We start from the raw sequence: 25,084 nt of genomic DNA, 5'->3' as shown, positions 1-25,084 counted from the left end.
GGTTGTTCGTAATGACTTGTCGTCGGCCTCACTTCCTCGTATGATGCGCGTCCCCGGTCCGCCGGGGACCACCCGGAGAGGTGGCAGAGTGGTTGAATGTACCTGACTCGAAATCAGGCAGGCGTTTATAGCGCCTCGGGGGTTCGAATCCCCCCCTCTCCGCCAGATAAAAGAAAAAGGGCTGCCGAAAGGCGGCCCTTTTTCTTTTATCTGGCGCGGGACGCGACGCGCTTTGCGCGTCGCCCCACACGTTGCTGCGTAACCTATGGGCCCCTCCCTTTGCCTGCCTCTCCCCGCCCCTGTCGGGGCAGCCTCTCAACAGAGGGGCTTGTTGCTCCAGATGCATCTGTACATCCACGCCATGCGTGGATGCTCTTCCTGCCGAGCTGAACCATCCACGCATGGCGTGGATCTACCCATTCCATCGCGAGCTGCGAGTTAAACTGCCTGCCTCACCTGCTGGAGCTTTCCCCATGACCGCTGAAATCCTCGTCCCCGTTTCTTTCGGCGAGTTGCTGGACAAGATCTCGATCCTGCAGATCAAGTCCGAGCGCATCAGCGACGAAGGCAAGCTGGCCAACGTGCGCAAGGAGCTGTCGGCGCTGGAGCAGACCTGGATGGCGCACCCGGCGGCGGTGAAGGACATCGCCAAGCTGCGTGCCGAGCTGAAGGCGGTCAACGAGCAGCTGTGGGATATCGAGGACGACATCCGCCTGAAGGAGAAGGCGCAGGCGTTCGACCAGGGCTTCATCGACCTGGCGCGCAGCGTCTACCTGCGCAACGATGAGCGCGCGCGCATCAAGAAGGCGATCAACCTGGCGCTCGGTTCGGCGTACGTGGAAGAGAAGTCGTACCAGGATTACGCGCAGCGCGCGTAATCCCGGCCAAAGGGGAGATCCACGCCATGCGTGGATGGCGACTGCCGCTCACCCCAGGTGGTCGGCGACGTAGCGTTCGAACGCAGCGATACCGTCTTCGACGCTGATCAGTTCCATCACGTCATCGAACTCGATCTTGGTGCCCCACTTCAGGTCGGCAGCCTGCTTGCCCAGATACTTGCGCGCGGCGTCGTCGTAGCGGTCCACGCAGTAGCGGCGGTCCGAGTAGGGGCCGCTGCGGTGCGGGTTGCTGGCCGCGTGCAGGCCCAGCACCTTGGCACCCATGGCATTGGCGATGTGCATCGGGCCCGAATCCGGGGTCATCACCAGGTTGGCGCGGGCAAGCAGGGCAGGCAGCTGCTTGAGCGTGTCCTTGCCGACCAGGTCCAGCGCCGGTGTATCCAACTGCGCCAGGATGGCGTCGGCCATGCTGCGCTCCAGTTCGCTGCGGCCGCCACACAACACGACCTTCCAGCCACGCTGTGCGGCGTGGCTGGCAACGGCGGCATAGCGGTCGGCGTACCAGTTGCGGCGCACGTGGCTGGAGCACGGCGAGATCATCAGCACCGGACGGCCATCGTCCTTCCACTGCGCGGCGGCCCACTCAGAGGCCGCCGGCGGCACGGCCAGGTCCCAGCTGACCTCCGTCTGGCGCAGGCCCATCGGCTCGCAGAAGCTGCCAATGGCGTCGAGCACGTGGATGCCGGGGCGGTCGGGAATGCGTTCGTTGATGAAGAGACCATGCAGGTCCTTGGAGCGGCTGCGGTCATAGCCGATGCGGCGTTCGGCCGGAATGAACGCCGACAGCAGGTTGGCGCGGAACGCGACCTGCATCTGCAGCAGTGCCTCGAAGCGACCCGGCGGCAGCTGCTTGCGCAGCTCCTTGACGCCGGCCATGCCGCTCTTCTTGTCATAGGCATGGAAGGTCACGCCGGGCAGGCCCTCGAGGAGCTTGTGACCGGCCTTGTCGATGATCCAGTGGATCGGCGTGTCCGGCCGCGCAGCCTGCAGCGTGCGCACCAAGGGCACCACGTGGGTGACATCGCCGAGTGCGGACAGGCGCAGGAGGCACAATGAGGAGGACGCTGATGCCATGTGTTGTTAGACTCAAAGAAATGGTCGCATTCGACGCCAATGAAGCGCTGACGCCATGCCGCGAGGGTCGCGGCATCGGGGCCATTCTGTTCGACCGCGAGCGGCTGCGGCAAGCCGAGGCCGACCTGTTCTCGCCCCAGCACTGGGGCAGCAAGGCCCGGCCGGTCGGCGAGGGTGGCCGTGGAAGCGCCTGGTTCATCGATGCGCCGTTCGGTACCAGCGTCCTGCGCCACTACCTGCGCGGCGGCCTGGCGGCGAAAATCAGCCATGACCAGTACCTCTGGCGCGGCGCCGATCGGACCCGCAGCTTCGCCGAATTCCGGCTGATGCGCGCATTGCGCGAGAAGAAGCTGCCGGTACCCCGGCCCCTGGCGGCGTTCTACATGCGCGAGGGCCTGCGCTACCGGGCGGCGATCCTGATGGAGCGGATCGAGGGCGTGCGCTCGCTGGCCGATCGCGCGCTGGTTGCCGGCCGTGGAGCGCCTTGGGAAGAAACCGGGCGATTGATCGCCCGCTTTCACCGGGCCGGGCTGGATCATGCCGACCTCAATGCGCACAACATCCTGTTCGATGGCAATGGTCATGGCTGGTTGATCGACTTCGACCGCGGGGTGATCCGCATCCCGGCCACCGCCTGGCGCGAGCGCAATCTGAAGCGCCTGCTGCGCTCGCTGGTCAAGCTGCGCGGCGAGCGCAGCATGGAAGACGTGCAGAAGGACTACATGCGGCTGCGCCGCGCCTATGACATGGCCTGGAACCGGGGCACCTGATGGACTGGTCGTTGCGTTTCCTCGGCGTCGGCAATGCGTCGGCGGTCGAGCTGGGCTCGCCGATGTCGGTGATCGAGCGCGAGGGGAGGCCGTGGCTGACCATCGATTGTGGTGGTGAGGGCCTGACCGCGTTCAAGGGCCACTACGGGCACATGCCGCAGGCGCTGTTCGTCACCCATGTGCACCTGGATCACGTGGCCGGCTTCGAACGGTTGTTCGTCGACACCTTCTTCAGTGGGCAGCGGCGCGGCAAGGTGCGCCTGTACGTGCCGGCGACGGTGGTGCCGCTCCTGCACAAGCGCATCGGCGATTACCCGAACGTGCTGGCCGAGGGCGGCGCCAACTTCTGGGACGCGTTCCAGCTGATCGTGGTGGGCGATGCGTTCTGGCACGAGGGCGTGCGGCTGGAAGTGTTTCCGGTGCGCCACCACTGGCCGGAGACTGCCTATGGCCTGCGCCTGCAGGGTGCGCTGACCTGGAGCGGCGATACCCGGCCGATTCCGGAAATGCTCGCCCGCTTCGCCGATGACAATGAGCTGATCGCCCACGACTGTGGCCTGCACGGCAACCCGTCGCATACCGGCGTGGATGATCTGGAGCGCGAGTACAGCGCTGAACTGCAGGCGCGGATGATGCTCTATCACTACGCCAGCAAAGCCGACGGCCAGGCGCTGGCCGCGCGTGGACACCGTGTGGCCCAGCCAGGGCAGTGCGTGCCGCTGGCCAATCCGACCGCCCCGCACGTCCTGGCCCAGGACCCGCCGTGAGCGCTGCCGGCCGGCCCGCCGATGCGGCGCTGGCTGCCGCACTGGAGGCGCTGGAGCGCGCCCTGCACGGGCCACAGGTGCGCGGTGACCGCGAGCGCCTGGAGGCGCTGCTGGACGAGGATTTCAGCGAGATCGGCAGTTCCGGCCGCTGTTATGGGCGTGCCGCTGCGCTGCAGGAGATTCCGCAGGAGCGGGCGGAGGTTGAGATTGAATCGGGCGACTATGCCGTGTGGCTGCTGTCCGACGGCCTGGCACAGGTGCGCTACCGCAGCCGCTACCACGTTGATGGCCAGGCCCAGGGCTGGGTGTTGCGCAGTTCGCTGTGGCGACGGCACGCGCAGGGATGGCGGGTGGTGTTCCACCAGGGCACGCCTGAAGCACGTTAGCGCCGGGCCATGCCCGGCGAAGAGCGCCAACCAAGGTTGGCAGCCACCAGAAGTGGGGCAGCGCCCGAAAAGGCGGTGGCCCCGCCGGCTGACCTCGGCGCCCGCGTCGATCGATACCGTTGCTGCCTTCCGGCCCTGGCGGGATTTTCGACCTAGCGTCGCGAGGGGCCGACGGGGCCACCATAGAGACGTTGGCCGCCCAGAAGGCGGCCAGTTCGCGGATCAGGGGAAGCAGCGCGCGTCGCGCCGGAGACCACAGCCGGACTGCGCATCGGCTGGCCGATGGCAGGCGCGTATTCTAGCCCAGGCATGCACGCCGGCGCCAGCTTCATGCGCTGAATCAGCTGTAACCCCTGACCGCAGGCAACGGCCCGGGCCAACCGGCGTTGCTAGAATGCCGGCCAGGAGGAACGACCTCCCCCACATCGGGAATCAATGACCAGGACGGCCTGGCCCTACCAAGAGGAGGGCTGTCATGGCCTGGATCTATCTGTTGTTCGCCGGCCTGCTGGAAATCGTCTGGGCCGTGTCCATGAAGCAGTCTGAAGGCTTCACCAGGCTCACCCCTACCGTCGTCACCATCATCGGCATGATCGCCAGCTTCTGGCTGCTTGCGGTGGCCATGCGCAGCCTGCCGCTGGGTACCGCTTATACGATCTGGACGGGCATCGGGGCGGTTGGCGCCTTCGTGGTCGGCATCGTGTTCCTTGGCGAGCAGGTCAGCCCGATGCGGATCGGTGCGGCGCTGCTGATCGTTTCCGGCCTGGTGCTGATGAAACTCTCGAGCAGCTGAATGCATTTAGTTGGGCGGAGGAAGGAATCTCCGCCTGCTGCAGGTATATGCATTTTCGGCAAAACCATTTTGTCCGCCCGTTTTATTTGACGTGCGTCATGAAAATAACGAGCGTGATTCACATGCCGCTGGCGCCATCGGCCGCACAGTGCCGCCATTCGTCATCCGAAATCGGGGAGTTTTCGCCTTGACGGACACGTTGGCCTGCCTGTTCCAGGTGCGGTCGCGTGAAGATGTGAAGATTTTCAGAAGTTAATGAAGCCAGGCCTTGTTTCCATGTCGGGAACCGGGGTGGGCCGCATTGTCTTCAAAAGAACCTGCCTGCAGTGCCATCCGGTCTTTTCATGGAGATTTACCGATGAACCGCATTTACCGTCTGGTTTTCAATCGTGCCCTCGGCGTAATGCAGGTTGCTTCGGAGGTCGCCCAGAATCCCGGCGGAAGCGCGGTCTGCGCAGGGCGGGTGCCGCGATTGCGGGCGCACCAGTTGGCGGTGGCATTGGCTGCCACGCTGGCCAGTGGTTCGGCGTTCGCGGCTTGCTCGACACCGGGACCGAATATCAACTGCACGGGTACCACCAACAACTTCGCGGATGCCACCAATGGTGTCAATGTAACCGTGGCGGCCGGCGCGAATGTAGGAAGCACTGCCGGCCTGGGCAACTCGATGACGTTGAGCGGTAACGGCATCCAGCTCACCAACAACGGCACGATCGGTACCAGCGTAGGTATTTTTGCCGCCTCCGGCGCGGTGCTGGGCAATGCGAGTGGCCAGACGATCACCGTCGACAACACTTCGACCGGCACCCTGCAGGGCTTCATCGATGTCGCCGCCCTGTTGGGTGCGAGTGGGCGTGCGCTGTCCGTGCAGAATGGCGCAAGTGGCGTCACCACGATCAACAACGCCGGCACCGTCAACATGAATTTCCTGCTGGGCGGAATCGGTACGGCCGATGCGCCGGCCATCGTCAGCTACGGCGGCGCGCGAACGGTTCTGAGCAATACCGGAGGGATTACCGGGCGGGTCGGTCTCGCCGGATCGGCGGCAGGCAATTCGGTGACCAACAGCGGCACGATCACCGGCAGCGTCTACCTCGGCGATTCCACGTTGGGGAATATCTTTACCGCCGTGTCCGGGTCCAATGTGGCAACTGGGACCGGGGCGTCGGCGGGCATCGATGTGCTGGGCGGTATCTCGGTCTCGCTGGCAGCGGCCGGTACGGTCAACGCAGGTGTCGGTACTGGTGCAGCCAACAACACGCTGGTGCTGCAGAACAGCCCGACCGGCCCAGGCTCCGGCACCGGCGGGGCGCAGACCACGCTGGGCTGGAACCAGTACCTCAACTTCCAGCGGCTGACCGTCAACAGCGGTACATGGAACCTGCAGGGAGCCTGGACCGGAACCGGGCCCACGACGCTCAATGACGGTCTGGTCAATTTCAACAATGCTGCCTCCTTCGGCACCGGGCTGTTCACGGCCAACGGCGGTGCCATTGCCGCCTCCACGGCGGGCCTGAACCTGACCAACGCCTTCAACCTTGGCGGCAACCTTTCCCTCGGCGGAACCAATGCGTTCGGCCTGGGGGGCGTGCTTTCAGGCGCTGGCGGCCTGGCGGTCAACAACACCGGCATCGTCACCCTCGGCGGCGCGAACCTGTTCTCCGGCGGCGTCAACCTCAATGCCGGTGGCCTGCTGCTGGGCAATGCGGGTGCTCTCGGCTCAGGCACCCTCACCGTGGGTGGTCTGGCGTCGCTGGACACCACCGCCGCGTTCAACCTGAGCAACAACCTGATCGTCAGCGGGGGCGGCACGCTCAACCTGCTCGGCAACAACAGTCTCGGCCTCAACGGTTCGATCTCCGGCGCCGGCAACCTGGTCAAGGCGGGGCCGGGTACGCTCACCTTGAATGGTGCCAACCTGCTCACGGGCTCCTTCTCGGTCACCGGTGGTGCGCTGGCATTGGGCGCCGGTGGCAGCCTGTCGCCGACAAGTGCGATCTCGCTGAGCGCAGGGACCAACCTCGATCTCTCGGTTGCGGCCAGCCAGACCATCGGCTCACTCGCCGGATCCGGTGCGCTCAACCTCGGCGCGCACAGCCTCACCCTTGGTGGCCTGAACACCAGCACCAGCTTCTCCGGCGTCATCGGCGGTGTCGGTGGCGCGCTGGTCAAGGTCGGTACGGGTACCCAGACCCTGTCTGGTGCCAATACCTTCACCGGTGGCGTCGCGCTAAACGGCGGCGGCCTGCTGCTGGGCAATGCTGCTGCGCTGGGCAGCGGTGCACTCAGCGTCGGCGGCAACGTGACGCTCGATGGAACCACGGGAGCGCTTGCACTGGCCAACGCGGTCAACCTGGGTGCGGGCAGCATCCTCAATCTGCCCGGCAACCAGGCGCTGACGTTCAACGGCGTGATCGGGGGCACCGGCAGCCTGGTCAAGAATGGGGCGACCACGCTGACACTCAACGGTGCAAATACCTTTGGTGGTGGGCTGGGGCTCAATGCCGGTGGCCTGGTCCTGGGCAATGCCGGCGCGCTCGGAACCGGCACGTTGAATGTTGGCGGTGTGACAACGCTCGATGCCAGCGCGGCGCTGAGCGTGGGCAATGGCATCAACCTCGGTGCAGGTGGCCTGCTCAATGTACTGGGCAGCAATGCACTGACGCTGGGCGGCTCCATCGGTGGTACCGGCAGCCTGGTCAAGAACGGTGCTGCCACGCTGACGCTGGGCGGCGCGAATACCTTCACCGGCGGTCTGGCGATCAATGCCGGCAAGGTCGCGGTGGGCAGCGGCGGAAGCCTGGCGGCCGGTGGTGCGGTCAACCTGACCGGCGTTGGCGCGGACCTGGACATCTCGCTCGGCGGCAACCAGACCATCGGCGCGCTGTCCGGTATCGCCGGCAGCACGGTGACGCTGGGCAGCAGCACGCTCACCTTCGGTGATGCCACCAACCAGACGTTCGCGGGCGTGATCGGCGGTACCGGCGGCCTGGTCAAGCAGGGCACGGGCATCCAGACGCTGAGCGGCGCCAACACCTTCAGTGGGGGCGTGAATCTGGCGGCGGGCGGCCTGCTGCTGGGCAACAACAGTGCGATCGGCAGCGGTGCGTTGACGGTCAGTGGAAACGGTACGCTCGATGGCTCGGCCGCACTGAACCTCGGCAATGCCATCAACCTGAGTGCGGCGCTGACCCTGCCGGGCAGCCAGAACCTCACGTTGGGCGGCAACATCACCGGCACCGGCAGCCTGACCAAGAACGGTGCCTCGCTGCTGACCTTGAATGGCACCAACACTTTCAGCGGGGGACTGAATCTCAACGCGGGCGGCTTGTTGCTTGGCAATGGCGGCGCGCTTGGCACTGGTGCCCTGAACGTGAGTGGCAGTGCGTCGCTTGACGGCAGCGCGGCGCTGAGCCTGGCCAACAATGTGACCCTGGGCAGCGGGGCTGTGCTGTCGCTGCCGGGTTCGCAGGCGATCACGCTCGGCGGGGTGGTTTCCGGAGCCGGTGGCCTGGTCAAGAACGGCGCCAGCACGCTCACGCTCAACGGCGCCAACAACTTCGCCGGTGGGCTGACGCTCAACGGCGGTGGCCTGATGCTGGGCAACGCTGGCGCACTGGGAACCGGGTTGCTTGCCGTGGGCGCGAACGCGACCCTGGGCAGCACGGTGGCATTGAACCTGGGCAATGCCATCGATCTCGACGCCGGTGCGCAACTGAGCCTGACCAGCAATGAGAATGTTGCTCTGGGCGGACTGATCACCGGCACCGGTGGCCTGATCAAGACCGGCACTGGCGTGCTGTCGTTGAACAACAGCAACACCTTCAGTGGTGGCCTGGCGCTGAACGCGGGCGGCCTGTCGGTTGGCGCCAGCGGTGCACTGGGTACCGGTGCGCTGAACATCGGCGGCAATGTTTCGCTGGATGCGAGTGCGCCGGTTTCGCTGGTCAATGCAGTGAACCTGGGCGCCAACACGCTGACCCTGCCGGGCAGCAACAATCTCACCCTGAGCGGCGTGTTGGGGGGAACCGGTGGCCTGATCAAGAACGGCGCCTCGACGCTGACCCTGTCCGGTGCCAATACCTTCCTCGGTGGCGCTACGGTCAACGCCGGTACGCTGGCGCTCGGCGCGGGAGGCAGTCTTGCCGCCGCCGGTGCGGTGGACCTTGCCGGTGCCGGCGCGACGCTGGACATCTCCGCGGCGGGTGCAGGGCAGACCATCGGTGCATTGAACGGCATCGCCGGCAGCCATGTGGCGCTGGGCACGCAGACGCTGACCTTCGGCGGCGCCGGCAACGGCAGCTTTGCCGGTCTCATCGATGGCAGTGGTGGATTGATCAAGGCTGGCGCGGGCGTGCAGACGCTGTCCGGAGCCAATACCTTCAGTGGCGGCGTCGCGCTCGATGCCGGCGGCCTGATCCTCGGCAATGCCGGGGCGTTGGGTACGGGGGCGCTGGGCATTGGCGGCAACGTCAGCCTGGACACGACGGCTGCGCTGGATCTGGCCAATGCGGTGAACTTCGGCGCGGGTTCGCAGCTGACGCTGGGAGGCAGCAATGACCTCAGCCTGGCGGGCGTGCTGGCCGGTGGCGGCAGCCTGGTCAAGAACGGTCCGGGCCTGCTGACGCTCAACAACACCAATACCTTCGGTGGTGGCCTGACCTTGAACGGTGGTGGCCTGGTGGTCGGTGCGAACGGCGCACTCGGTTCCGGCGCGCTGGCGGTGAATGCCAGTACCACGCTGGATGCAGGCGCCGCGGTGACACTGGGCAATGCAGTCACGCTGGGCTCGGGCGTTGCACTGACATTGCCGGGCAGCAATGCGTTGACGCTGTCGGGTGTGATCGACGGCAATGGCAGTCTGATCAAGAACGGTGCCACCACGTTGACGCTGTCCGGTATCAATACCTACACAGGAGGTGCCACCATCAACGCCGGCACACTGGCGCTGGGGGCGGGTGGCAGCCTTGCCGCAGCGGGTGATGTCACGCTGGGCGCAGGCGCTGGCTTCGATATCTCCGGTGCCGGTGGCAGCCAGACCATCGGTGCGCTCAACGGTGCGGGTGGAAGCACGCTGGGGCTGGGCGCAAACTCGCTGACCTTCGGCACAGCGACGAACGCCGCGTTCGATGGCGTGATCAGTGGCGGCGGCGGTCTGGTCAAAGTGGGCGCGGGTGTGCAGACGTTGTCCGGTGCCAACACGTTTGGCGGCGGCGTGACGCTCAACGCAGGCGGGCTGGTGCTCGGCAATGATGCGGCGCTGGGTACCGGTGCATTGACCGTCGGCGGTGCCGCCACGCTGGACACCACCGGCCTGGCAACGCTGGCCAACAACATCGCGCTCAATGCCGGGCTGACCGTGCTCGGCAGCAATGCGCTGACACTCAACGGTGTCCTTTCCGGGGCTGGCAGCCTGACCAAGAATGGCGTCGCGACGCTGACCTTGAACGGCATCAACACCTACACCGGTGGCACCAACATCAATGCCGGCACGCTGGCGCTGGGTGCCGGTGCCAGCCTGGCGGCGAGTGGTACCGTCAACCTCGCCACCGGTGCCACGCTGGATCTGTCTGCCGGCAGCGGCACGCAGGTGTTCGGTACGCTGGTCGGCAACGGTACGGTGAACCTTGGTGCCAACTCGATCGAAGTCGGCGGTGCCACCAATGGCACGTTCAGTGGCTCGATCGCAGGCACGGGTGGCCTGACCAAGGTCGGTTCGGGCATTGAAACGCTGACCGGCACCAATACCTATACCGGCGGCACCTTCATCAACGCCGGCACGCTGGCGATTGGTCCGGGTGGCAGCCTGGCTGCGGACGGGGCGGTGACGCTCACTGCGGCGGGAACCGGCTTCGACATCTCGGCGTCCGGCGCCAGCCAGACGATTGGTTCGCTGGCCGGCGTGAGCGGCTCCACGGTCAGCCTGGGCGCGCAGTCGCTGATCCTCGGCGGCATCGGCAACAGCGTGTTCGACGGTGCGATTTCCGGCACCGGCGGCCTGGTCAAGAATGGCGCCGGCATCCTCACGCTGGGTGGCGCCAATCTGTTCAGTGGTGGCGTTGCACTCAACGGCGGTGGCCTGATGGTCGGCAACAACGCCGCGCTCGGCACTGGTGCGCTGACGGTGGGCGGCAACGCGACGCTGGATGCAACGACAGGCGTCAGCCTGGCCAACAACATCGGGCTTGCAGCGGGCGTCAACCTCGACCTGCTCGGCAGCCAGGCGCTGACACTGGGCGGTGTGATTTCGGGTACCGGTGGCCTGATCAAGAACGGTGCGGCTACCGTGACCCTGACCGGTGCGAATACCTACACCGGAGGCACCACCATCAACAGCGGCACGCTGGCCATCGGTGCTGGTGGCAGCCTGGCGTCGACCGGTGCGGTGAACCTGGCCGGTTCCGGCACCCTCGACATTTCGGCCGGCAACCAGAGCATCGGCTCGCTTGCAGGTGTGGCCGGCAGCACCGTGGCCCTCGGTGGCAGCTCATTGAGCCTGGGCGGCACGGTGGACAGCACCTTCAATGGCGCGATCAGCGGCAACGGTGGTCTGATCAAGAACGGCGCTGGCGTGCAGACGCTCAATGGTGCGAGCACCTTCAGTGGTGGCGTAACGCTCAATGCCGGTGGCCTGGTGGTCGGCAACAATGCTGCACTGGGCACCGGCGCGGTAACGGTGGGGGGTAATGCCACGCTCGATTCGAACACCGCGGTGACGCTGGCCAACAACTTCATCCTCAACAACGGGTTGACTGTACTCGGCAGCAACAACCTCACCCTCAACGGCAGCCTGAGCGGCACTGGTTCGCTGAGCAAGGACGGCGCGGCGACGCTGACCTTGAACGGTACCAATACCTATACCGGTGGCACCTTCATCAATGCCGGTACGCTGGCATTGGGCGCTGGCGCGAGCCTGTATGGCAGTGGCATCGTCAACCTGGCTTCGGGGGCGACCTTCGACCTGTCGGCGGGCAGCGGCACGCAGCAGTTCGGCACCCTGGTCGGCAACGGTACGGTGAACCTGGGCGGCAACACCTTGACCATTGGTGGTCCCGTCAATGGCACGTTCGGTGGTTCGGTGGGGGGGACCGGTGGGCTGATCAAGGAGGGCAGCGGCACCCAGACCCTGACCGGTGCCAATACCTTCACCGGAGGCACCACCATCAATGCGGGCACGCTGGCGATTGGCGCCGGTGGCAGCCTGGCATCGAATGGCGCGGTGACATTGGCCAATGCCGGTACAGCGTTCGACATTTCTGCCGGTGGTGCGCAGAGCATCGGATCATTGGCCGGTGTTGCCGGCAGTACGGTCGCGCTGGGTGGCAGCACACTGACCCTCAATGGCGTGGGCAACACCACCTTCGCTGGTGACATTACCGGCACCGGCGGATTGGTGAAGAACGGGGCGGGTGTGCAGGCCCTGACCGGCGCGAACACGTTCAGTGGCGGCGTGGCACTCAACGCCGGTGGCCTTGCCTTGGGCGACAACGCTGCACTGGGAACCGGCACGCTGACCGTGGGTGGCGACGCCAGTCTGGACGGCACCAGCGCGCTGACGCTGGCCAATACCGTGCAGCTGGCCAGCGGCACGTTGACTCTGGCCGGCAGCAACGCACTGACCTTGAACGGCCCGATCAGCGGCGCTGGCGGCCTGCTCAAGGATGGCGCAGCAACGGTCACGCTGGGCGGTGCCAGCACCTATACCGGTACCACCACCATCAACAGCGGCACGCTGGCGGTGGCGGCCGGTGGCAGCCTGTCGGGTGCGAGCACGGTGAACCTGGCCGGTGCCGGTACGCTGGACATCAGTGCCGGTGGCAATCAGAGCATCGGAGGCCTGGCCGGCGTGACCGGATCCAGCGTGGTGCTGGGCGGTGCGACCCTGACCACCGGCGGCAACAACGGCAGCACCACCTTCGGCGGTGTGCTCAGTGGCACCGGCGGCCTGGTGCAGAGCGGCACCGGCACGCTGACCCTGAGCGGCGACAATGTGTATACGGGCGGCACCACCATCAATGGTGGCAGCACGCTGCAGATTGGCAACGGTGGCAGCACCGGCTCGGTGCTGGGCGACATCACCAACAACGGCAGCCTGGTCTACAACCTGGGCAGCACCGCAACCGTGGGCGGCGTGGTCAGTGGCAGCGGTGGCCTGACCCAGGCCGGCAGCGGCACGCTGGTGCTGACCGGCAACAACACCTATACCGGCGGCACCACCATCAATGCCGGCGGTACGCTGCAGATCGGCAACGGCGGTGCGACGGGTGCGATTGTTGGTGACATCACCAACAACGGTGCGCTGGTATCCAATGTGGCCGGCAACACCACGCTGGATGGCACCATCAGCGGCAGCGGCGGCCTGACCCAGGCCGGCGCCGGCACGCTGACCCTGACCGGCAACAACACCTATACCGGCGGCACCACCATCAACGCCGGTGGCACGCTGCAGGTCGGCAATGGCGGCGCGGCTGGCGCCATCACCGGCAACGTCGCCAACAACGGCAGCCTGGTCTTCGACGTGGCGGGCAACACCACGGTCGGCGGCGCGATCAGTGGCAGCGGTGGCCTGACCCAGGCGGGTAGCGGTGTGCTGACCCTGGTCGGCAACAACACCTACTCCGGCGGCACCACCATCAATGCCGGCGGCACGCTGCAGGTCGGCAACGGTGGTGCGACCGGCGCCATCGCTGGTGACATCACCAACAATGGTGCGTTGATTTCCAACGTGGCTGGCAACACCGCGCTGGGCGGCACCATCAGCGGCAGTGGCGGCCTGACCCAGGCTGGTAGCGGTACGCTGCTGCTGACCGGCAACAACACCTTCACCGGCGGTACCACCATCAATGCCGGCGGCACGCTGCAGCTGGGCAATGGTGGTGCGACCGGTTCGATCGTGGGTGACATCACCAACAACGGCACGCTGCTGTCGAACGTGGCCGGCAACACCACGCTGGGCGGCACCATCAGCGGCAGCGGCGGCCTGACCCAGGCCGGCAGCGGCACGCTGACCGTGACCGGCAACAACACCTATACCGGCCCGACCACCATCAACGCCGGCGGTACCCTGCAGGTCGGCAATGGCGGCGCCACCGGTGCGATCGGCGGCAGTGTGGCCAACAACGGCAGCCTGGTGTTCAACGTGGGTGGCAACACCACCGTCGGCGGCGCCATCAGTGGCAGCGGCGGCCTGACCCAGGCCGGCAGCGGCACGCTGATCCTGGGCGGTAACAACACCTATACCGGCGGCACCACCATCAACACCGGCGGCACGCTGCAGGTTGGCAACGGCGGCGCGAGCGGATCGGTCGCCGGCAACATCAGCAACAACGGCAGCCTGGTGTTCAACGTGGGTGGCAACACCACCGTGGGTGGCACCATCAGTGGCAGCGGTGGCCTGACCCAGGCTGGCAACGGCACCCTTACGCTTACCGGGAACAACACCTATACCGGTGGCACGACCATCAGTGCGGGCGGCACCGTGCAGGTGGGCAACGGTGGGGCCAGCGGTTCAATCACCGGCAACATCACCAACAACGGTGGCCTGGTCATCAACACCGGTGGCACCACCACGCTGGGCGGCACCATCAGCGGTGGCGGCAGCATCGTGCAGGCAGGTCCGGGCGGCCTGAACCTCGGCGGCAACAGCGGTGGTTTCAGCGGCACCGGCCAGGTCACCGGCGGTGGCCTGAATGTCACCGGCAACATCGGCGGCCAGTGGACCATCGGCAGCGGCACCACGCTGTCCGGCACCGGCACCATCGGTGGTACCGGCGGTGGCGTGACGGTATCCAGCGGCGGCGTGCTGTCGCCGGGCAATGGCCCGGGCAATGGCAGCGGTGCGGGCAACGGCACCGGCACGATCACGGTGGGTGGCAACCTGACCTTGTCGCCGGGCAGCACGCTGGGCATCGATCTGGGTGCCACCGGCAGCGACACGGTGCAGGTGGGTGGCAGTGCCAACGTGGGTGGCAGCACCGTGCAGGTGAACACCATTTCGCCGAGCACCAGCTACCAGCAGGGCCAGCAGTACACCGTGATCAATGCGGGCGGTGGCGTAAGCGGGCAGTTCGCCTCGGCGACCACGCCGTCGGCCTTCCTGACCATCACTCCGGTCTACACGGCGAACACGGCCAATCTGCAGATCGATGTGGCGCAGACCGCGGCCTTCACCACGGCGGCGAAGACGCGCAACCAGTACAACACCGCTGCAGCGCTGGACAGCCTGCCGCAGAGTGGCTCGGCACTGGGGCTGTACAACACGCTGCTGATGTATGACGCGGGTACCGCGCGCGCGGCGTTCGACCAGCTGTCCGGTGAAGTGCATGCGGCCAGCCGTGCGGTGCTGCTGTATGACAACTACCTGGAAGAAGGCATCCGCCAGCGTCTGGGCAGCGAGCTTCCGACCGTGCGCGGCGAGCGCGCGTCGGCCTGGCTGGCTGGTAGTGGCAAGGTGTTCCGCCAGGACGGTGACGGCAACGGCGATGACATCCGCTCCAACCGCAATGCGCTGATGGCAGGCGTGGACTGGCAGCTGGGCGAGCACGTGGTGCTGGGTGCAGCGGCCGGCAACGAACGGCTGGATACGCGCCTGTACGATCGCAGCTCGCGGGCCCGCCTGCGTGGCAACACCTTCGGCCTGTATGCACAGGGCCAGTGGAGCAACGGCTTCGCGGTCGGTGGCAGCGCGTCGCGCGGTGACTACCGCACGCGCACCACGCGTGAGGTGCCGCTGCTGGGCCAGACCCTGTACAGCCGCCAGGATTCGGACGTGACCATCGCCCAGATGGAAGGCAGCTGGACCTGGACCCGCGGCAGGACCCAGCTGCAGCCGTATGTGCAGTTCACCAAGCACTGGGTCGACAGTGATCGTGCGGTGGAACAGGGCGGCAGTGCTGCGCTGGTGCTGGAGGGCGGCAAGGACACGCTCAATGTCAGCACCGTGGGCGTGCGTGGGCGCTGGGACGTGGGCAGTGGCGAGCGCTTCCCGGCGCAGCTGACGGTCGGCCTCGGCTGGCAGCATGCATCGGGCGATACCGACGTGGCCAGCCGCAACCGCTTCGCGGTCGGTGGCAACGCGTTCGATGTGTACAGCGCGGTGATGGCACGCAATGCGCTGGTCAGCCAGCTGGGCGTGGCGGTCGGCCTGGGCCGCAACAGCCAGCTGTCGATGTTCGTGCAGGGCCAGCACGGCGATGGTCGCCGCGATGTTGGTGGTCAGATCAACCTGCGCGTCGGATTCTGAGCAGGGGGTGCCAGCGGCAGATCCACGCCTGCGTGGATCTGCCGGCTGCGGGAGCCTACAGCACCCGTTCCATTTCCACGGCGTCGATCCCGGCGCCGTGGCCATCGGGCACCACACGTGTCACCTGGAAGCCCAGACCGGCGTAGAAGCCCTGGGTGTGCTGGCTGGTACTGAGTGTGATGCGATTGATGGCTGGATCAGTTTCGGCCTGACGCAGGCGCGCCAGCGCCAGTTCGCGCCCCAGCCCCTGCCGGTGCAGCGCGCGCTTCACCATGCCCCAGCAGAAACCGGCACTGCCATCACCGCGTCGCGACAGGCCGCCACAGGCCACGAGGCTGCCATCGCGCTCGATGACCTGGAATGCACAGTCCATTGCCTGCTCACGCAGGAAGCGTTCAAAGTCGCTGCGCTCCTCGGGCGCGAAGTAGGTGGGTACGTTGCTGTCGAAAATCGACAGGCAGGCGGTTACGTCACTGCGGCAGTAGGGGCGGGGTGTCATGAAGGAACGTCAGGGTGGTGGCGGACACATTGTGCGCGAGGTCCGTGCCATTGATGTCTGAACATGGCGAGCCCGGAAACCGGTTCGGAGGCAGACTGCAGGTCCCCGTCATCAGGAGTTTCCATGTCCAACGCTCACGCCAGTTTCGTGCAACTCCACCACGGCGCCGATCTTTACGTGCTGCCCAACGTATGGGATGCCGGTGGCGCCCGCCTGGTCCAGCAGCAGGGCGCTCGCGCGGTGGGAACATCGAGTGCTGCGATGGCGTGGTCCTGCGGTTATGCCGATGGCGGTGCGCTGCCTGATACCGCGCTGCTGCAGCGGGTTTCCGAAATCGCTCGTGTGGTCTCGTTGCCGGTCACGGTCGATATCGAGGACGGCTACAGCGATGTTCCCGATGCGGTCGCTGCGCGGGTGCTGCGGCTGGTGGAGGCGGGTGCGGTCGGGATCAACATCGAAGACGGCGCCGGCAGTCCTGCGGCGCTGGTGGACAAGATCACTGCCATCCGCTCGGCGCTTTGCGGGCGATCGCTTTTCATCAATGCGCGCACCGATGTGTATCTGCGCAGCCTGGCCGGAGGTGATGAGGCAGTCAGGATGAGCATCGATCGGCTGCAGGCCTATGCACGTGCCGGTGCCGACGGCGGCTTTGTGCCGGGGCTGCGTGCGCTGGACGAGGCTGATGCGGTTGCCAGCGCCGTGCCGCTGCCCCTCAACCTCATGTGGCTGCCTGGAATTGCGTCGCTTGCTGCGCTGTCGCAGGCCGGCGTGCGGCGGCTGAGTGCAGGGCCCGCGTTGTTCATGCACGCATGGGCGGCGACGGTTGCGGCGACCACGGATTTTCTCGGCGGCACGATGGCGATGCCCGAGGGCGCACCGGGGTATGCGGCCTTGAACCACCTGTTCAGCGAAGGGTGAGGGTGCTGGGGACGGGAGCAGCGGGAGGCTGGGGCATGGGCGGATAGTCGATTCGACCGGGCCGAGTCATCCACGCATGGTCTGGATCTACTGATGCAGCTGGAGGAACAAGCCCCTCTGTTGAGGGGCTGCCCCGACAGGGGCGGGGAGAGGCGGGCGAAGGGAGGGGCCCGAACGTTGCACCGCAACGTTTGGGGCGAAGCGCGCGCAGCGCACTTCGCGTCCCGCGCCAGATAACTGAAAAAGGCCGCCCCTGGGGGCAGCCTTTTTCAGTTATCTGGCGGAGAGAGGGGGATTGTCGGGTGCATCCATGCACCCGATCCCGATGCGCGTTGCGCCTCGGGACCCGCCTGCGGCGGTCCGGTTCTGCTCCTGCAGAACCGTCGAACCCCGGCGTGGCTTCTCACCACCCATCCCATCCGCCAGACAAACGCAAAAGGGCCACCCTGTGGGCGGCCCTTTTGCGTTTGTCTGGCGGAGAGAGGGGGATTCGAACCCCCGAAGCGCGGTTTAGACGCTTACACACTTTCCAGGCGTGCTCCTTCAACCACTCGGACACCTCTCCGGATCCCTGCCATCGGCAAACGCCTCAGCAGGGGCGCAGATTCTAGCGGGCTGCGCGGCACTTCACAAGCACCCCAGTCAGGAACCTGCGAAGGACGCGCCGGAGGCGAGGGGGCTGGACAGGCATGGCACAATGGAACATCCGATGGAAAACGGTGGCCTGATGTCCTATCTCGTCCTTGCCCGCAAGTGGCGTCCGAAGCGTTTTGCCGAGCTGGTGGGCCAGGAACACGTGGTCCGTGCGCTCAGCAACGCGCTGGACAGCGGCCGGGTCCACCACGCGTTCCTGTTCACCGGCACCCGCGGCGTGGGCAAGACCACCATCGCGCGCATCTTCGCCAAGTCGCTGAACTGCGAGCAGGGCACCAGCGCCGATCCGTGCGGCCAGTGCGCGGCCTGCCTGGACATCGACGCCGGCCGCTACATCGACCTGCTGGAAATCGACGCCGCCTCCAACACCGGCGTGGATGACGTGCGCGAGGTGATCGAGAACGCGCAGTACATGCCCTCGCGCGGCAAGTACAAGGTCTACCTGATCGACGAAGTGCACATGCTGTCCAAGGCGGCGTTCAACGCGCTGCTGAAGACGCTGGAGGAGCCGCCGGAGCATGTGAAGTTCCTGCTGGCCACCACCGACCCGCAGAAGCTGCCGGTCACCGTCCTCAGCCGCTGCCTGCAGTTCAACCTCAAGCGACTGGACGAGGATCAGATCCAGGGCCAGATGACCCGCATCCTTGCCGCCGAAGAGATCGAGGCTGACGGCAGCGCCATCGTGCAGCTGGCCAAGGCCGCCGACGGCAGCCTGCGTGACGGCCTGTCGCTGCTGGACCAGGCGATCGCCTACGCCGGCGGCGCGCTGCGCGAGGATGTGGTGCGCACCATGCTGGGCACGGTTGATCGCACCCAGGTGGCGGCGATGCTCGACGCACTGGCCGAGGGCGATGGCCAGCGCCTGTTGCAGGTGGTTGCCGCGCTGGCCGAATTCTCGCCGGACTGGAGTGGCGTGCTGGAAGCGCTGGCCGAAGGCCTGCACCGCATCCAGGTGCAGCAGCTGGTGCCAGGCGCTGCGGCTGCCGCCGAAGGCCTGGACGCGACAGCCTTTGCCGAACGGCTACGCCCGGAAGTGGTGCAGCTCTGGTACCAGATGGCCTTGAATGGTCGTCGCGACCTGCCGCTGGCGCCGAGCCCGCGCGCCGGCTTCGAAATGGCCGTACTGCGCATGCTGGCGTTCCGCCCGGCCGCGGCGGTCCCGCCGGTGCCGAAGTCGGTGGACGGTGCGGGCAATGCGTCGGGCGGCAATGCTGCCGGTGGCGGCACCGGTGCGGGTACCCATGAAGCGACGCCGGCGACTGCCGCCGCTTCGGCAAGCCCGGCCGTGGTGGCGCAGTTGGCCGCTCCGGCGCAGGCTGCGCCGCGCGAGCCTGAACCCGAACCTGAGCCGGCCCCGCAACCGGAGCCGGATCCGACGCCGGAACCCGAGCCGGTTCCAGTGGAAGAGCCCGTGTCGTCGCCGCCGGTAAAGGCCGAAGCAGCGGCGCCGCCGTCCGCTGAAGCAGAAGCGGGTGATGACCTGCCGCCGTGGGCCACCGACGAAACCGGGGCGCGTGACGAGGCGCTGGCGGCCGAGATGGCTGGTCCGGATGCGGCGATGGTCGCGCCCTGGCATGAGCCGCCGGCTCCCGTCGCGGTCCCCAGCGAGCCTGCGCAGCCCGAACGTCCGTTCCGCGCCGAAGGCATTGCCATCGCGCCGGCCGAACCGCCGGGGCCGGCGCGTGATGCCCCGCCGCTGGAAGGTGTCAGCGATCTGGCCAGCGCCGAGGACTGGCTGGACCTGGTCGCCAACAGTGGCCTCAGTGGCCCATCGAGGCAGTTGGCCGCCAATGCCGCGTTCATCAGCTGCCAGCACGGGACCTTGAAACTGGGCCTTTCGCCCGGATTTGAATACCTGCGCTCGGAGCGCGCGCTGGCTGCGCTGGGCGAGATGCTGGAGAAGGCCCTCGGCCAGGCGCCGAAGATCGTGGTCGAGACCGTGGAAACCGAACACGTTCCGGCCGAGACCCTGCACCAGCGTGCCGATCGCCAGCGTGGCGAGCGGCAGCAGGTGGCAGAGGCTGTTTTCATGGACGATCCGGAAGTGCAGGTGCTGATCCAACAGCACGGTGCCCGGGTTGTTTCCGATTCCATCCGTTCTTTTGACGAGTAAGACACTATGCGCGGCAACATCGCCCAACTGATGCAGCAGGCCCAGAAGATGCAGGAAAACCTGCAGAAGGCCCAGGAAGAAATCGCCAAGATCGAAGTGACCGGCAGCGCCGGTGGCGGCATGGTCAGCGTGACCCTGACCGGCGCCAAGGAATGCCGCAAGGTGCGTATCGACCCGTCGCTGGCCAGCGACCCGGAGATGCTGGAAGACCTGATCGCCGCCGCTTTCAACGACGCCTCGAACAAGATCGATGCCGAGTCGAAGTCGAAGATGGGGTCGGCCACCGCCGGCATGCAGCTGCCGCCAGGCATGAAGCTGCCGTTCTGATCTTCAGCGGGGTGCCTGTTGTTGCGGGCACCCCGCAGAGTCGAGCTTGCTCGACTGTCTGCAGCAGTCGAGCAAGCTCGACTCTACACATACCCGTCGGGCATGCCCGGCACGATCGAAGCACCCTGCCGTGTCCGCACCCCTGCTTGAACAATTGATCGACGCACTGCGGGTGCTGCCTGGCGTTGGCCAGAAGACCGCGCAGCGGATGGCCTACCACCTGCTCGAGCGCGAGCGCGAAGGTGGCCAGCGCCTGGCTGAAGCGCTGTCGCTGGCGGTGGAGCGCATCGGCCATTGCGCACAGTGCCGCGATTTCAGTGAAACCGAGCTGTGCCCGACCTGCGCCAACGGCAGCCGCGAGCGCAGCCAGCTGTGCGTGGTGGAATCGCCGGCCGACCGCCTGGCGATCGAGAACGCTACCGGTTTCCGTGGCGTGTACTTCGTGCTGCAGGGGCGGCTTTCGCCGCTGGATGGCATCGGCCCGCGCGAGCTGGGCCTGGAGCAGCTGGAGCGGCGGCTGGCCGAAGGCGAGGTACGGGAGCTGATCATCGCCACCAGTGCCACCGTCGAGGGCGAGGCCACCGCGCATTACCTGGCGCAGCTGGCGCGCGCACGAAAGGTTCAGCCGAGCCGTTTGGCGCAGGGGCTGCCGCTGGGTGGTGAACTGGAATACGTCGATCGCGGCACGCTGTCGCACGCGTTCGGGACGCGCAGCGAGTTCCGCGATTGAGCGCTGGCCGGGCATCGTCCGGCGCGGCCGGCCTACAATGCGGGAGACATTCCCGCCGAGGCTGACCATGAGCAACGAAACCCTCTTCAGCAAGATCATCCGTCGCGAGATCCCGGCCACCATCGTCTACGAGGATGACGAGGTGCTGGGCTTCAAGGACATCGCACCGCAGGCGCCGGTGCACGTGCTGTTCATTCCGAAGAACGAGATCATCCCGACCCTGGACGACCTGCAGCCGTCGCAGGCGCACCTGATCGGCAAACTGGCGCTGGCCGCTGCCGAGTATGCGCGCCGCGAAGGCTTCGCACGGGACGGCTACCGCATCGTGATGAACTGCCGTGAGGACGCCGGGCAGACCGTGTTCCATATCCACATGCACCTGCTGGCCGGTGGGCAGCTGGGGCATTTCGGTACGCCGGGGCGTTGAGCGCAGGGCATCCATGCCATGCGTGGATGAAAAAAGGCCGCCCGAGGGCGGCCTTTTCCGTCATGCCTGTGCGGTGACGATCACCACCAGCCCCAGCGTCCATAGCCACCCCAGTACGGGCCATACGGGCCCGGGCCCCACGGGCCGTAGGGGTAGGGCACCACATCGACCTGGCGCTGTTCCGGCCACAGGTAGATCACATCGGCCGACAGCTTCGGCAGGCGGTAGTCATAGTCGCCGATGCGGGTGTTCTGGTAGCCGTCGATCTTGCCGATGAAGGTCACGTCACGGCCGGCTTCGAACACGGCCGGGTCGTAGAAGCCGGCGCGGCAGGCGATGAAGCGGCCGTCGCTGGCGTCGGACGAGGTGGTGTTCGGGCGGCCACTGGCGCTGAGCGGGCGCGAGATCATCTGGAAGCAGGTCTCGCCCTGGCCGGGCTTGGTTTCGATGATGCGGCCGCCCCAACGGACGGGCGTGCCGACCTGCTGGGTGGCGACCGAGTCGCGCGGGGAGACCAGGCTGAACTGTCCCTGCAGCGGCTTGGGGGCCGTGGCGCAGGCCGACAGGGCCAGCGTGGCCACAGCGGTGAGGAAGAACTTGGTGTTCATGGGGAGGCTCCGGAAGTCGGGCGATGCCTGCGCAGGTCCCGCAATAATGAAGCGAGGTCGGTGCAAGTTCCAGCGTAGCGCGCGTCGTCGAAACGCTGGCTGAGCGCCAGCAGTGCAGGATCGGGGCGGCGGGCATGTACCCGACGCGCCCAGTCCTGTGCGGTTTCATGCGGTTCGCGGGCCAGGCCGAGGCGGGCGTAGCGGCGGCCCAGCCGGTGCCAGGCGCGCAACAGCGGATCACGTTCGCGTTCGCCGCGGGCCAGCAGCCAGGCCATCCACGCCAGCGCCATCAACGCAGCCGTCACGAAGCCGGCTATCAGTTGTGCCGGCCCCAGGTCATCCAGCCCGAGCGGCTTGAGCAGCTGCTGCTGGCGGCGGGCATCGAAGGACAGCACCAGATCGTTCCAGCCGCGGCGCAGCCAGTCGCCCATCTGCCCCAGTTGCAGCCAGCGCTGTTGCAGCGGGCTGTCCGTGCCGGCCTGCAGGCGGTCGTCGAGGGTGTCGAGAATACGTTCGGGGGCGACGGCAGCGGTGGGATCGACGCGCACCCAGCCACGTTGCGGCAGCCACACTTCGGCCCAGGCGTGGGCGTCCATCCGCCGTACGATCCAGTAGTCGCCAAGGCGGTTGCGGGTGCCGCCGGCGAAGCCGGTCACCACGCGTGCCGGAACGCCGGCGCCGCGCATCAGCACCACGAAGGCGGCGCTGAAGTGTTCACAGAACCCGGCTTTGTAGCCGAACAGGAACTCGTCGACCGGATCGCGTCCTGCCGGGGGCGTTTCCAGCGTGTAGGAGAAATCGGTGGTGATCCATTGCAGCGCGCGGCGGACGATGGCTTCGTCATCGCCACCGGCGTCCTGCCGCCATTGCTGGGCGAGGGTTGCCGTGCGTGGATTGAAGCCGGCGGGCAGCTGCAGCGTCGCGCGCCGGAGGTAGGGCGAGAGCGTGCTGTCGAAGTGCTGTGGTGGTGCCGAATGCAGTCGCCAGCGGCTCAGCGAGGCCAGCGAGCGCTCGCTGCTCAGGCTCATGTCCGCGTCCAGCGTGCTGCCGGCAGGGGCGCGGCTGGGCAGGTCCAGCGCCACCAGCTGACGGCGGTCGGTGGGCTCGTAGTCGATCTGGTAGTCCCAGCCCTGCACACCGGCAACGACGACTGCCGCAGGCCGCCGTGCGCTGGCCCGGTCGCGCGTCCAGCGCCGGCCATCGAAGGCAGTCAGCACCGGGCCACGCCAGTAGCGTTGCGTCGGCTCGGGTACGGCACCGAAGAACTGCACACGCAGCGCCGGGGTGTCGTCGGCCATCAGGTCCAGCCATTGGCCGGGTTCCATGCTGTCGGACAGCCCCGGCGTGCCGACGGCACGTTCGGGAACACCCCACAGCGGCGTTGCCAGGCGCGGGAACAGCCAGAAGCTGGCCAGTGCCAGCGGCAGGCCGATCGCCAGCAGACGACCGACACTGCGCAGCTGCCCACGCAACGGCAGGCGGCCGGCATGGCCTTCATCCTGGGCCAGGCGTTGCAGTGCAAGCAGGGCGCCGACACCGGCCAGGGCGGCCAGGGTCGTGGTCAGTGGTCCCTGGTCGAGCAGGAATGCGGCAAACGGAGCAAACAGCGCAAAGCCGAGCAGGCTGCGCGCGTCACGCAGGCTGCGCAGTTCGCTGGATTTGATCGCCAGCATCGCCGCCAGCAGGGCGCAGCCGGTATCGCGCCCCGGGCGCGCCATGCCCATCTGCCAGACGATGGCGGCGAGCATGCCCAGCACCAGCAGCAGGCGTATCGGCATCGGCAGCACGCGTCGCCAGGACAGGGCAGCGGTCAATATCGCAGCGATCGCGATCACCACCGCCAGCAGCGGTGGCAACTGCAGCAGCAGTGGCAGCAGGGCCAGCGCCGCACAGGCCAACGTCCAGGCACGTGTGCTGCGATCCAGTTGATCGAGGGGATCAGCCATATGGCATCAGCGCCAGCGCGCGCAGGCACAGGTGGTGATGGTTCGCGCCCTGGCCGGGCCCGAACGGCGGGTGCGCCGGCAGCAGCAGGGTGTAGCGGCGGCCCTCGCGTTCGGCCATGCCGACCCAGCGCGCCAGCCGCGCGATGCGTGCTTCGTGGCCCAGCGGTGCCAGCATGCGCCAGTCCAGCACCACTTCGATGCCGGCCGGCTTTTCGTACTCGCGCACCAGCAGACTGTCGCGGCGTGCCGAGTGCTTCCAGGAAATGCTGCGTGGCGCGTCGCCGGCGCGGTAGGGCCGTAGCTGATGCAGTTCCTCACCACTGGCATGGGCACGCGTGTGCAGGGGATCGTTGCCACTCTCCGGAAGTGCAGGTGCGGTTGTCTCGGCCAGTGGATAGACCAGCAGCGGTTGTTCCGGCCACACCCACGACCACGCCCGCACCAGGCCCAGTGGCTGGGTGGTGGACAGGCGGATGCGCGGCAGCTCCAGCCAGCCGCGGCGTTCGCTCGGTACCTCCAGTTCCACCTCACCGCGACCGTGTGCCGGCAGTGAGGTCCAGGTTTCGCTGTCGCCCAGCTGCAGGTGCAGGCCATGGCGCGCGCGCGGATCGCGCAGCGACAGGTCCACGCGCAGGCGCAGCGGTTGCCCGGCCGGCACCGGCTCGGCGGAGATCGCATCGATCTGCACGCCGGACAGCTGCAGGTGCGCGGCAATGGCACTGGCGATGGCCGCTGCCGCCAGCAGCAGGGCCAGCAGCAGCGCTGGATTGTTGTTGTAGTTCAGCGCGCCGAGGAGCATGGCGGCCAGCAAGGTGGCAACGAACAGGCCGAAGCGGGTGGGCAACACATAGATGCGATGGCGATCCAGTCGCTTCGGCAAGGCTTCTGGCCTGCGCGGCCGGGCCATCAGCTGCAGTCGTGCCCAGCGTGT

The 25,084-nt window shown here is 67.0% G+C and carries 16 protein-coding genes, 2 tRNA genes and 1 other RNA gene; 12 read left to right on the top strand and 7 right to left on the bottom strand.

Annotation, left to right across the window (positions count from 1 at the left end; translation table 11 throughout):
- The first annotated feature begins 74 nt into the window (after positions 1 to 74).
- A tRNA-Ser gene (locus V9K93_RS04370) sits at positions 75 to 165 on the top strand.
- A gap of 308 nt (positions 166 to 473) precedes the next feature.
- On the top strand, positions 474 to 878 hold the full coding sequence (locus tag V9K93_RS04365) for a DUF6165 family protein (protein ID WP_046982834.1): 405 nt from the start codon (positions 474 to 476) through the stop codon (positions 876 to 878).
- A 48-nt stretch (positions 879 to 926) separates the two neighbouring features.
- On the opposite strand, the gene V9K93_RS04360 is transcribed toward V9K93_RS04365, so the two are convergent.
- Positions 927 to 1,973 carry a glycosyltransferase family 9 protein gene (locus tag V9K93_RS04360; protein WP_046982833.1) on the bottom strand — a complete coding sequence of 349 codons (1,047 nt, stop codon included), beginning with the start codon at positions 1,971 to 1,973 and terminating at the stop codon, positions 927 to 929.
- Positions 1,974 to 1,993: 20 nt separating this feature from the next.
- On the opposite strand from V9K93_RS04360, the gene V9K93_RS04355 reads away from it, so the two are divergent.
- Genes V9K93_RS04355 through V9K93_RS04345 form a run of 3 tightly spaced genes read left to right on the top strand, consistent with a single transcriptional unit; the run spans position 1,994 to position 3,896 of the window.
- A complete protein-coding gene (locus tag V9K93_RS04355) occupies positions 1,994 to 2,743 on the top strand; it encodes a 3-deoxy-D-manno-octulosonic acid kinase (RefSeq protein ID WP_046982832.1) in 750 nt (249 codons plus the stop codon).
- Positions 2,743 to 3,510 (top strand): MBL fold metallo-hydrolase, encoded by a 768-nt coding sequence (locus V9K93_RS04350; protein ID WP_136639930.1) that lies wholly within the window; start codon positions 2,743 to 2,745, stop codon positions 3,508 to 3,510. The genes V9K93_RS04355 and V9K93_RS04350 overlap by 1 nt, the downstream gene beginning before the upstream one ends.
- Entirely contained in the window at positions 3,507 to 3,896 is a 390-nt protein-coding gene (locus tag V9K93_RS04345; protein WP_046982830.1) for a nuclear transport factor 2 family protein, read from the top strand. The genes V9K93_RS04350 and V9K93_RS04345 overlap by 4 nt, the downstream gene beginning before the upstream one ends.
- Positions 3,897 to 3,974: 78 nt before the next feature.
- On the opposite strand, the gene ffs is transcribed toward V9K93_RS04345, so the two are convergent.
- Positions 3,975 to 4,071, bottom strand: an RNA gene (gene ffs, locus V9K93_RS04340) — signal recognition particle sRNA small type.
- A 300-nt stretch (positions 4,072 to 4,371) separates the two neighbouring features.
- Between ffs and V9K93_RS04335 the strand changes: the two genes are divergently transcribed.
- On the top strand, positions 4,372 to 4,689 hold the full coding sequence (locus V9K93_RS04335; protein WP_046982829.1) for a DMT family transporter: 318 nt from the start codon (positions 4,372 to 4,374) through the stop codon (positions 4,687 to 4,689).
- Between the two features lie 358 nt (positions 4,690 to 5,047).
- Positions 5,048 to 15,931: an autotransporter-associated beta strand repeat-containing protein gene (locus V9K93_RS04330; RefSeq protein WP_337302128.1), complete on the top strand. Its 10,884-nt coding sequence runs from the start codon at positions 5,048 to 5,050 to the stop codon at positions 15,929 to 15,931.
- Between the two features lie 55 nt (positions 15,932 to 15,986).
- On the opposite strand, the gene V9K93_RS04325 is transcribed toward V9K93_RS04330, so the two are convergent.
- Positions 15,987 to 16,430, bottom strand: coding sequence for a GNAT family N-acetyltransferase (locus V9K93_RS04325; protein WP_046982827.1), 444 nt, complete (start codon positions 16,428 to 16,430; stop codon positions 15,987 to 15,989).
- Positions 16,431 to 16,493: 63 nt separating this feature from the next.
- Between V9K93_RS04325 and V9K93_RS04320 the strand changes: the two genes are divergently transcribed.
- On the top strand, positions 16,494 to 17,348 hold the full coding sequence (locus V9K93_RS04320; protein ID WP_337302127.1) for an isocitrate lyase/PEP mutase family protein: 855 nt from the start codon (positions 16,494 to 16,496) through the stop codon (positions 17,346 to 17,348).
- Positions 17,349 to 17,820: 472 nt separating this feature from the next.
- On the opposite strand, the gene V9K93_RS04315 is transcribed toward V9K93_RS04320, so the two are convergent.
- Positions 17,821 to 17,913, bottom strand: a tRNA-Ser gene (locus V9K93_RS04315).
- A gap of 144 nt (positions 17,914 to 18,057) precedes the next feature.
- Here V9K93_RS04315 and dnaX point away from each other — a divergent pair.
- The 4 genes from dnaX to V9K93_RS04295 all read left to right on the top strand — a co-directional run bounded on the left by dnaX (position 18,058) and on the right by V9K93_RS04295 (position 21,599).
- A complete protein-coding gene (dnaX, locus tag V9K93_RS04310) occupies positions 18,058 to 20,115 on the top strand; it encodes a DNA polymerase III subunit gamma/tau (protein WP_046982808.1) in 2,058 nt (685 codons plus the stop codon).
- A 6-nt stretch (positions 20,116 to 20,121) separates the two neighbouring features.
- Positions 20,122 to 20,442: a YbaB/EbfC family nucleoid-associated protein gene (locus V9K93_RS04305; protein ID WP_004154630.1), complete on the top strand. Its 321-nt coding sequence runs from the start codon at positions 20,122 to 20,124 to the stop codon at positions 20,440 to 20,442.
- 130 nt (positions 20,443 to 20,572) lie between these two features.
- Positions 20,573 to 21,172, top strand: a complete 600-nt coding sequence (gene recR / locus V9K93_RS04300; RefSeq protein WP_046982807.1) for a recombination mediator RecR — start codon at positions 20,573 to 20,575, stop codon at positions 21,170 to 21,172.
- 67 nt (positions 21,173 to 21,239) lie between these two features.
- Entirely contained in the window at positions 21,240 to 21,599 is a 360-nt protein-coding gene (locus V9K93_RS04295; RefSeq protein WP_046982806.1) for a histidine triad nucleotide-binding protein, read from the top strand.
- An 80-nt stretch (positions 21,600 to 21,679) separates the two neighbouring features.
- Here the strand turns inward: V9K93_RS04295 and V9K93_RS04290 are convergent, their stop codons facing one another.
- The 3 genes from V9K93_RS04290 to V9K93_RS04280 are packed head-to-tail and all read right to left on the bottom strand — an operon-like array spanning position 21,680 to position 25,060.
- Positions 21,680 to 22,207: a Slp family lipoprotein gene (locus tag V9K93_RS04290; protein WP_337302126.1), complete on the bottom strand. Its 528-nt coding sequence runs from the start codon at positions 22,205 to 22,207 to the stop codon at positions 21,680 to 21,682.
- Positions 22,204 to 24,153, bottom strand: a complete 1,950-nt coding sequence (locus tag V9K93_RS04285; protein ID WP_046982805.1) for a transglutaminase TgpA family protein — start codon at positions 24,151 to 24,153, stop codon at positions 22,204 to 22,206. Before V9K93_RS04285 ends, V9K93_RS04290 begins: the two co-directional genes overlap by 4 nt.
- The gene (locus V9K93_RS04280) at positions 24,146 to 25,060 is read right to left on the bottom strand and encodes a DUF58 domain-containing protein (protein ID WP_046982845.1); all 915 of its coding nucleotides are present in this window, start codon (positions 25,058 to 25,060) and stop codon (positions 24,146 to 24,148) included. Before V9K93_RS04280 ends, V9K93_RS04285 begins: the two co-directional genes overlap by 8 nt.
- Positions 25,061 to 25,084 lie beyond the last annotated feature (24 nt).

The sequence above is a fragment of the Stenotrophomonas sp. CCNWLW162 genome, from assembly GCF_037203745.1.
Taxonomy (GTDB): Bacteria; Pseudomonadota; Gammaproteobacteria; order Xanthomonadales; family Xanthomonadaceae; genus Stenotrophomonas; species Stenotrophomonas maltophilia_AQ.
The sequence above is the reverse complement of the archived record's forward strand: the minus strand, read 5'-3'. Positions and strand labels throughout refer to the sequence as shown.

Coding starts and splice junctions, on each gene's coding strand:
- dnaX (WP_046982808.1), top strand. CDS start 18,058: ATGGAAAACGGTGGCCTGATGTCCTATCTCGTCCTTGCCCGCAAGTGG.
- V9K93_RS04320 (WP_337302127.1), top strand. CDS start 16,494: ATGGCGAGCCCGGAAACCGGTTCGGAGGCAGACTGCAGGTCCCCGTCA.
- V9K93_RS04355 (WP_046982832.1), top strand. CDS start 1,994: ATGGTCGCATTCGACGCCAATGAAGCGCTGACGCCATGCCGCGAGGGT.
- V9K93_RS04335 (WP_046982829.1), top strand. CDS start 4,372: ATGGCCTGGATCTATCTGTTGTTCGCCGGCCTGCTGGAAATCGTCTGG.
- V9K93_RS04365 (WP_046982834.1), top strand. CDS start 474: ATGACCGCTGAAATCCTCGTCCCCGTTTCTTTCGGCGAGTTGCTGGAC.
- V9K93_RS04290 (WP_337302126.1), bottom strand. CDS start 22,207: ATGAACACCAAGTTCTTCCTCACCGCTGTGGCCACGCTGGCCCTGTCG.
- V9K93_RS04295 (WP_046982806.1), top strand. CDS start 21,240: ATGAGCAACGAAACCCTCTTCAGCAAGATCATCCGTCGCGAGATCCCG.
- V9K93_RS04285 (WP_046982805.1), bottom strand. CDS start 24,153: ATGGCTGATCCCCTCGATCAACTGGATCGCAGCACACGTGCCTGGACG.
- V9K93_RS04360 (WP_046982833.1), bottom strand. CDS start 1,973: ATGGCATCAGCGTCCTCCTCATTGTGCCTCCTGCGCCTGTCCGCACTC.
- V9K93_RS04280 (WP_046982845.1), bottom strand. CDS start 25,060: ATGGCCCGGCCGCGCAGGCCAGAAGCCTTGCCGAAGCGACTGGATCGC.
- V9K93_RS04350 (WP_136639930.1), top strand. CDS start 2,743: ATGGACTGGTCGTTGCGTTTCCTCGGCGTCGGCAATGCGTCGGCGGTC.
- V9K93_RS04325 (WP_046982827.1), bottom strand. CDS start 16,430: ATGACACCCCGCCCCTACTGCCGCAGTGACGTAACCGCCTGCCTGTCG.
- V9K93_RS04305 (WP_004154630.1), top strand. CDS start 20,122: ATGCGCGGCAACATCGCCCAACTGATGCAGCAGGCCCAGAAGATGCAG.
- V9K93_RS04330 (WP_337302128.1), top strand. CDS start 5,048: ATGAACCGCATTTACCGTCTGGTTTTCAATCGTGCCCTCGGCGTAATG.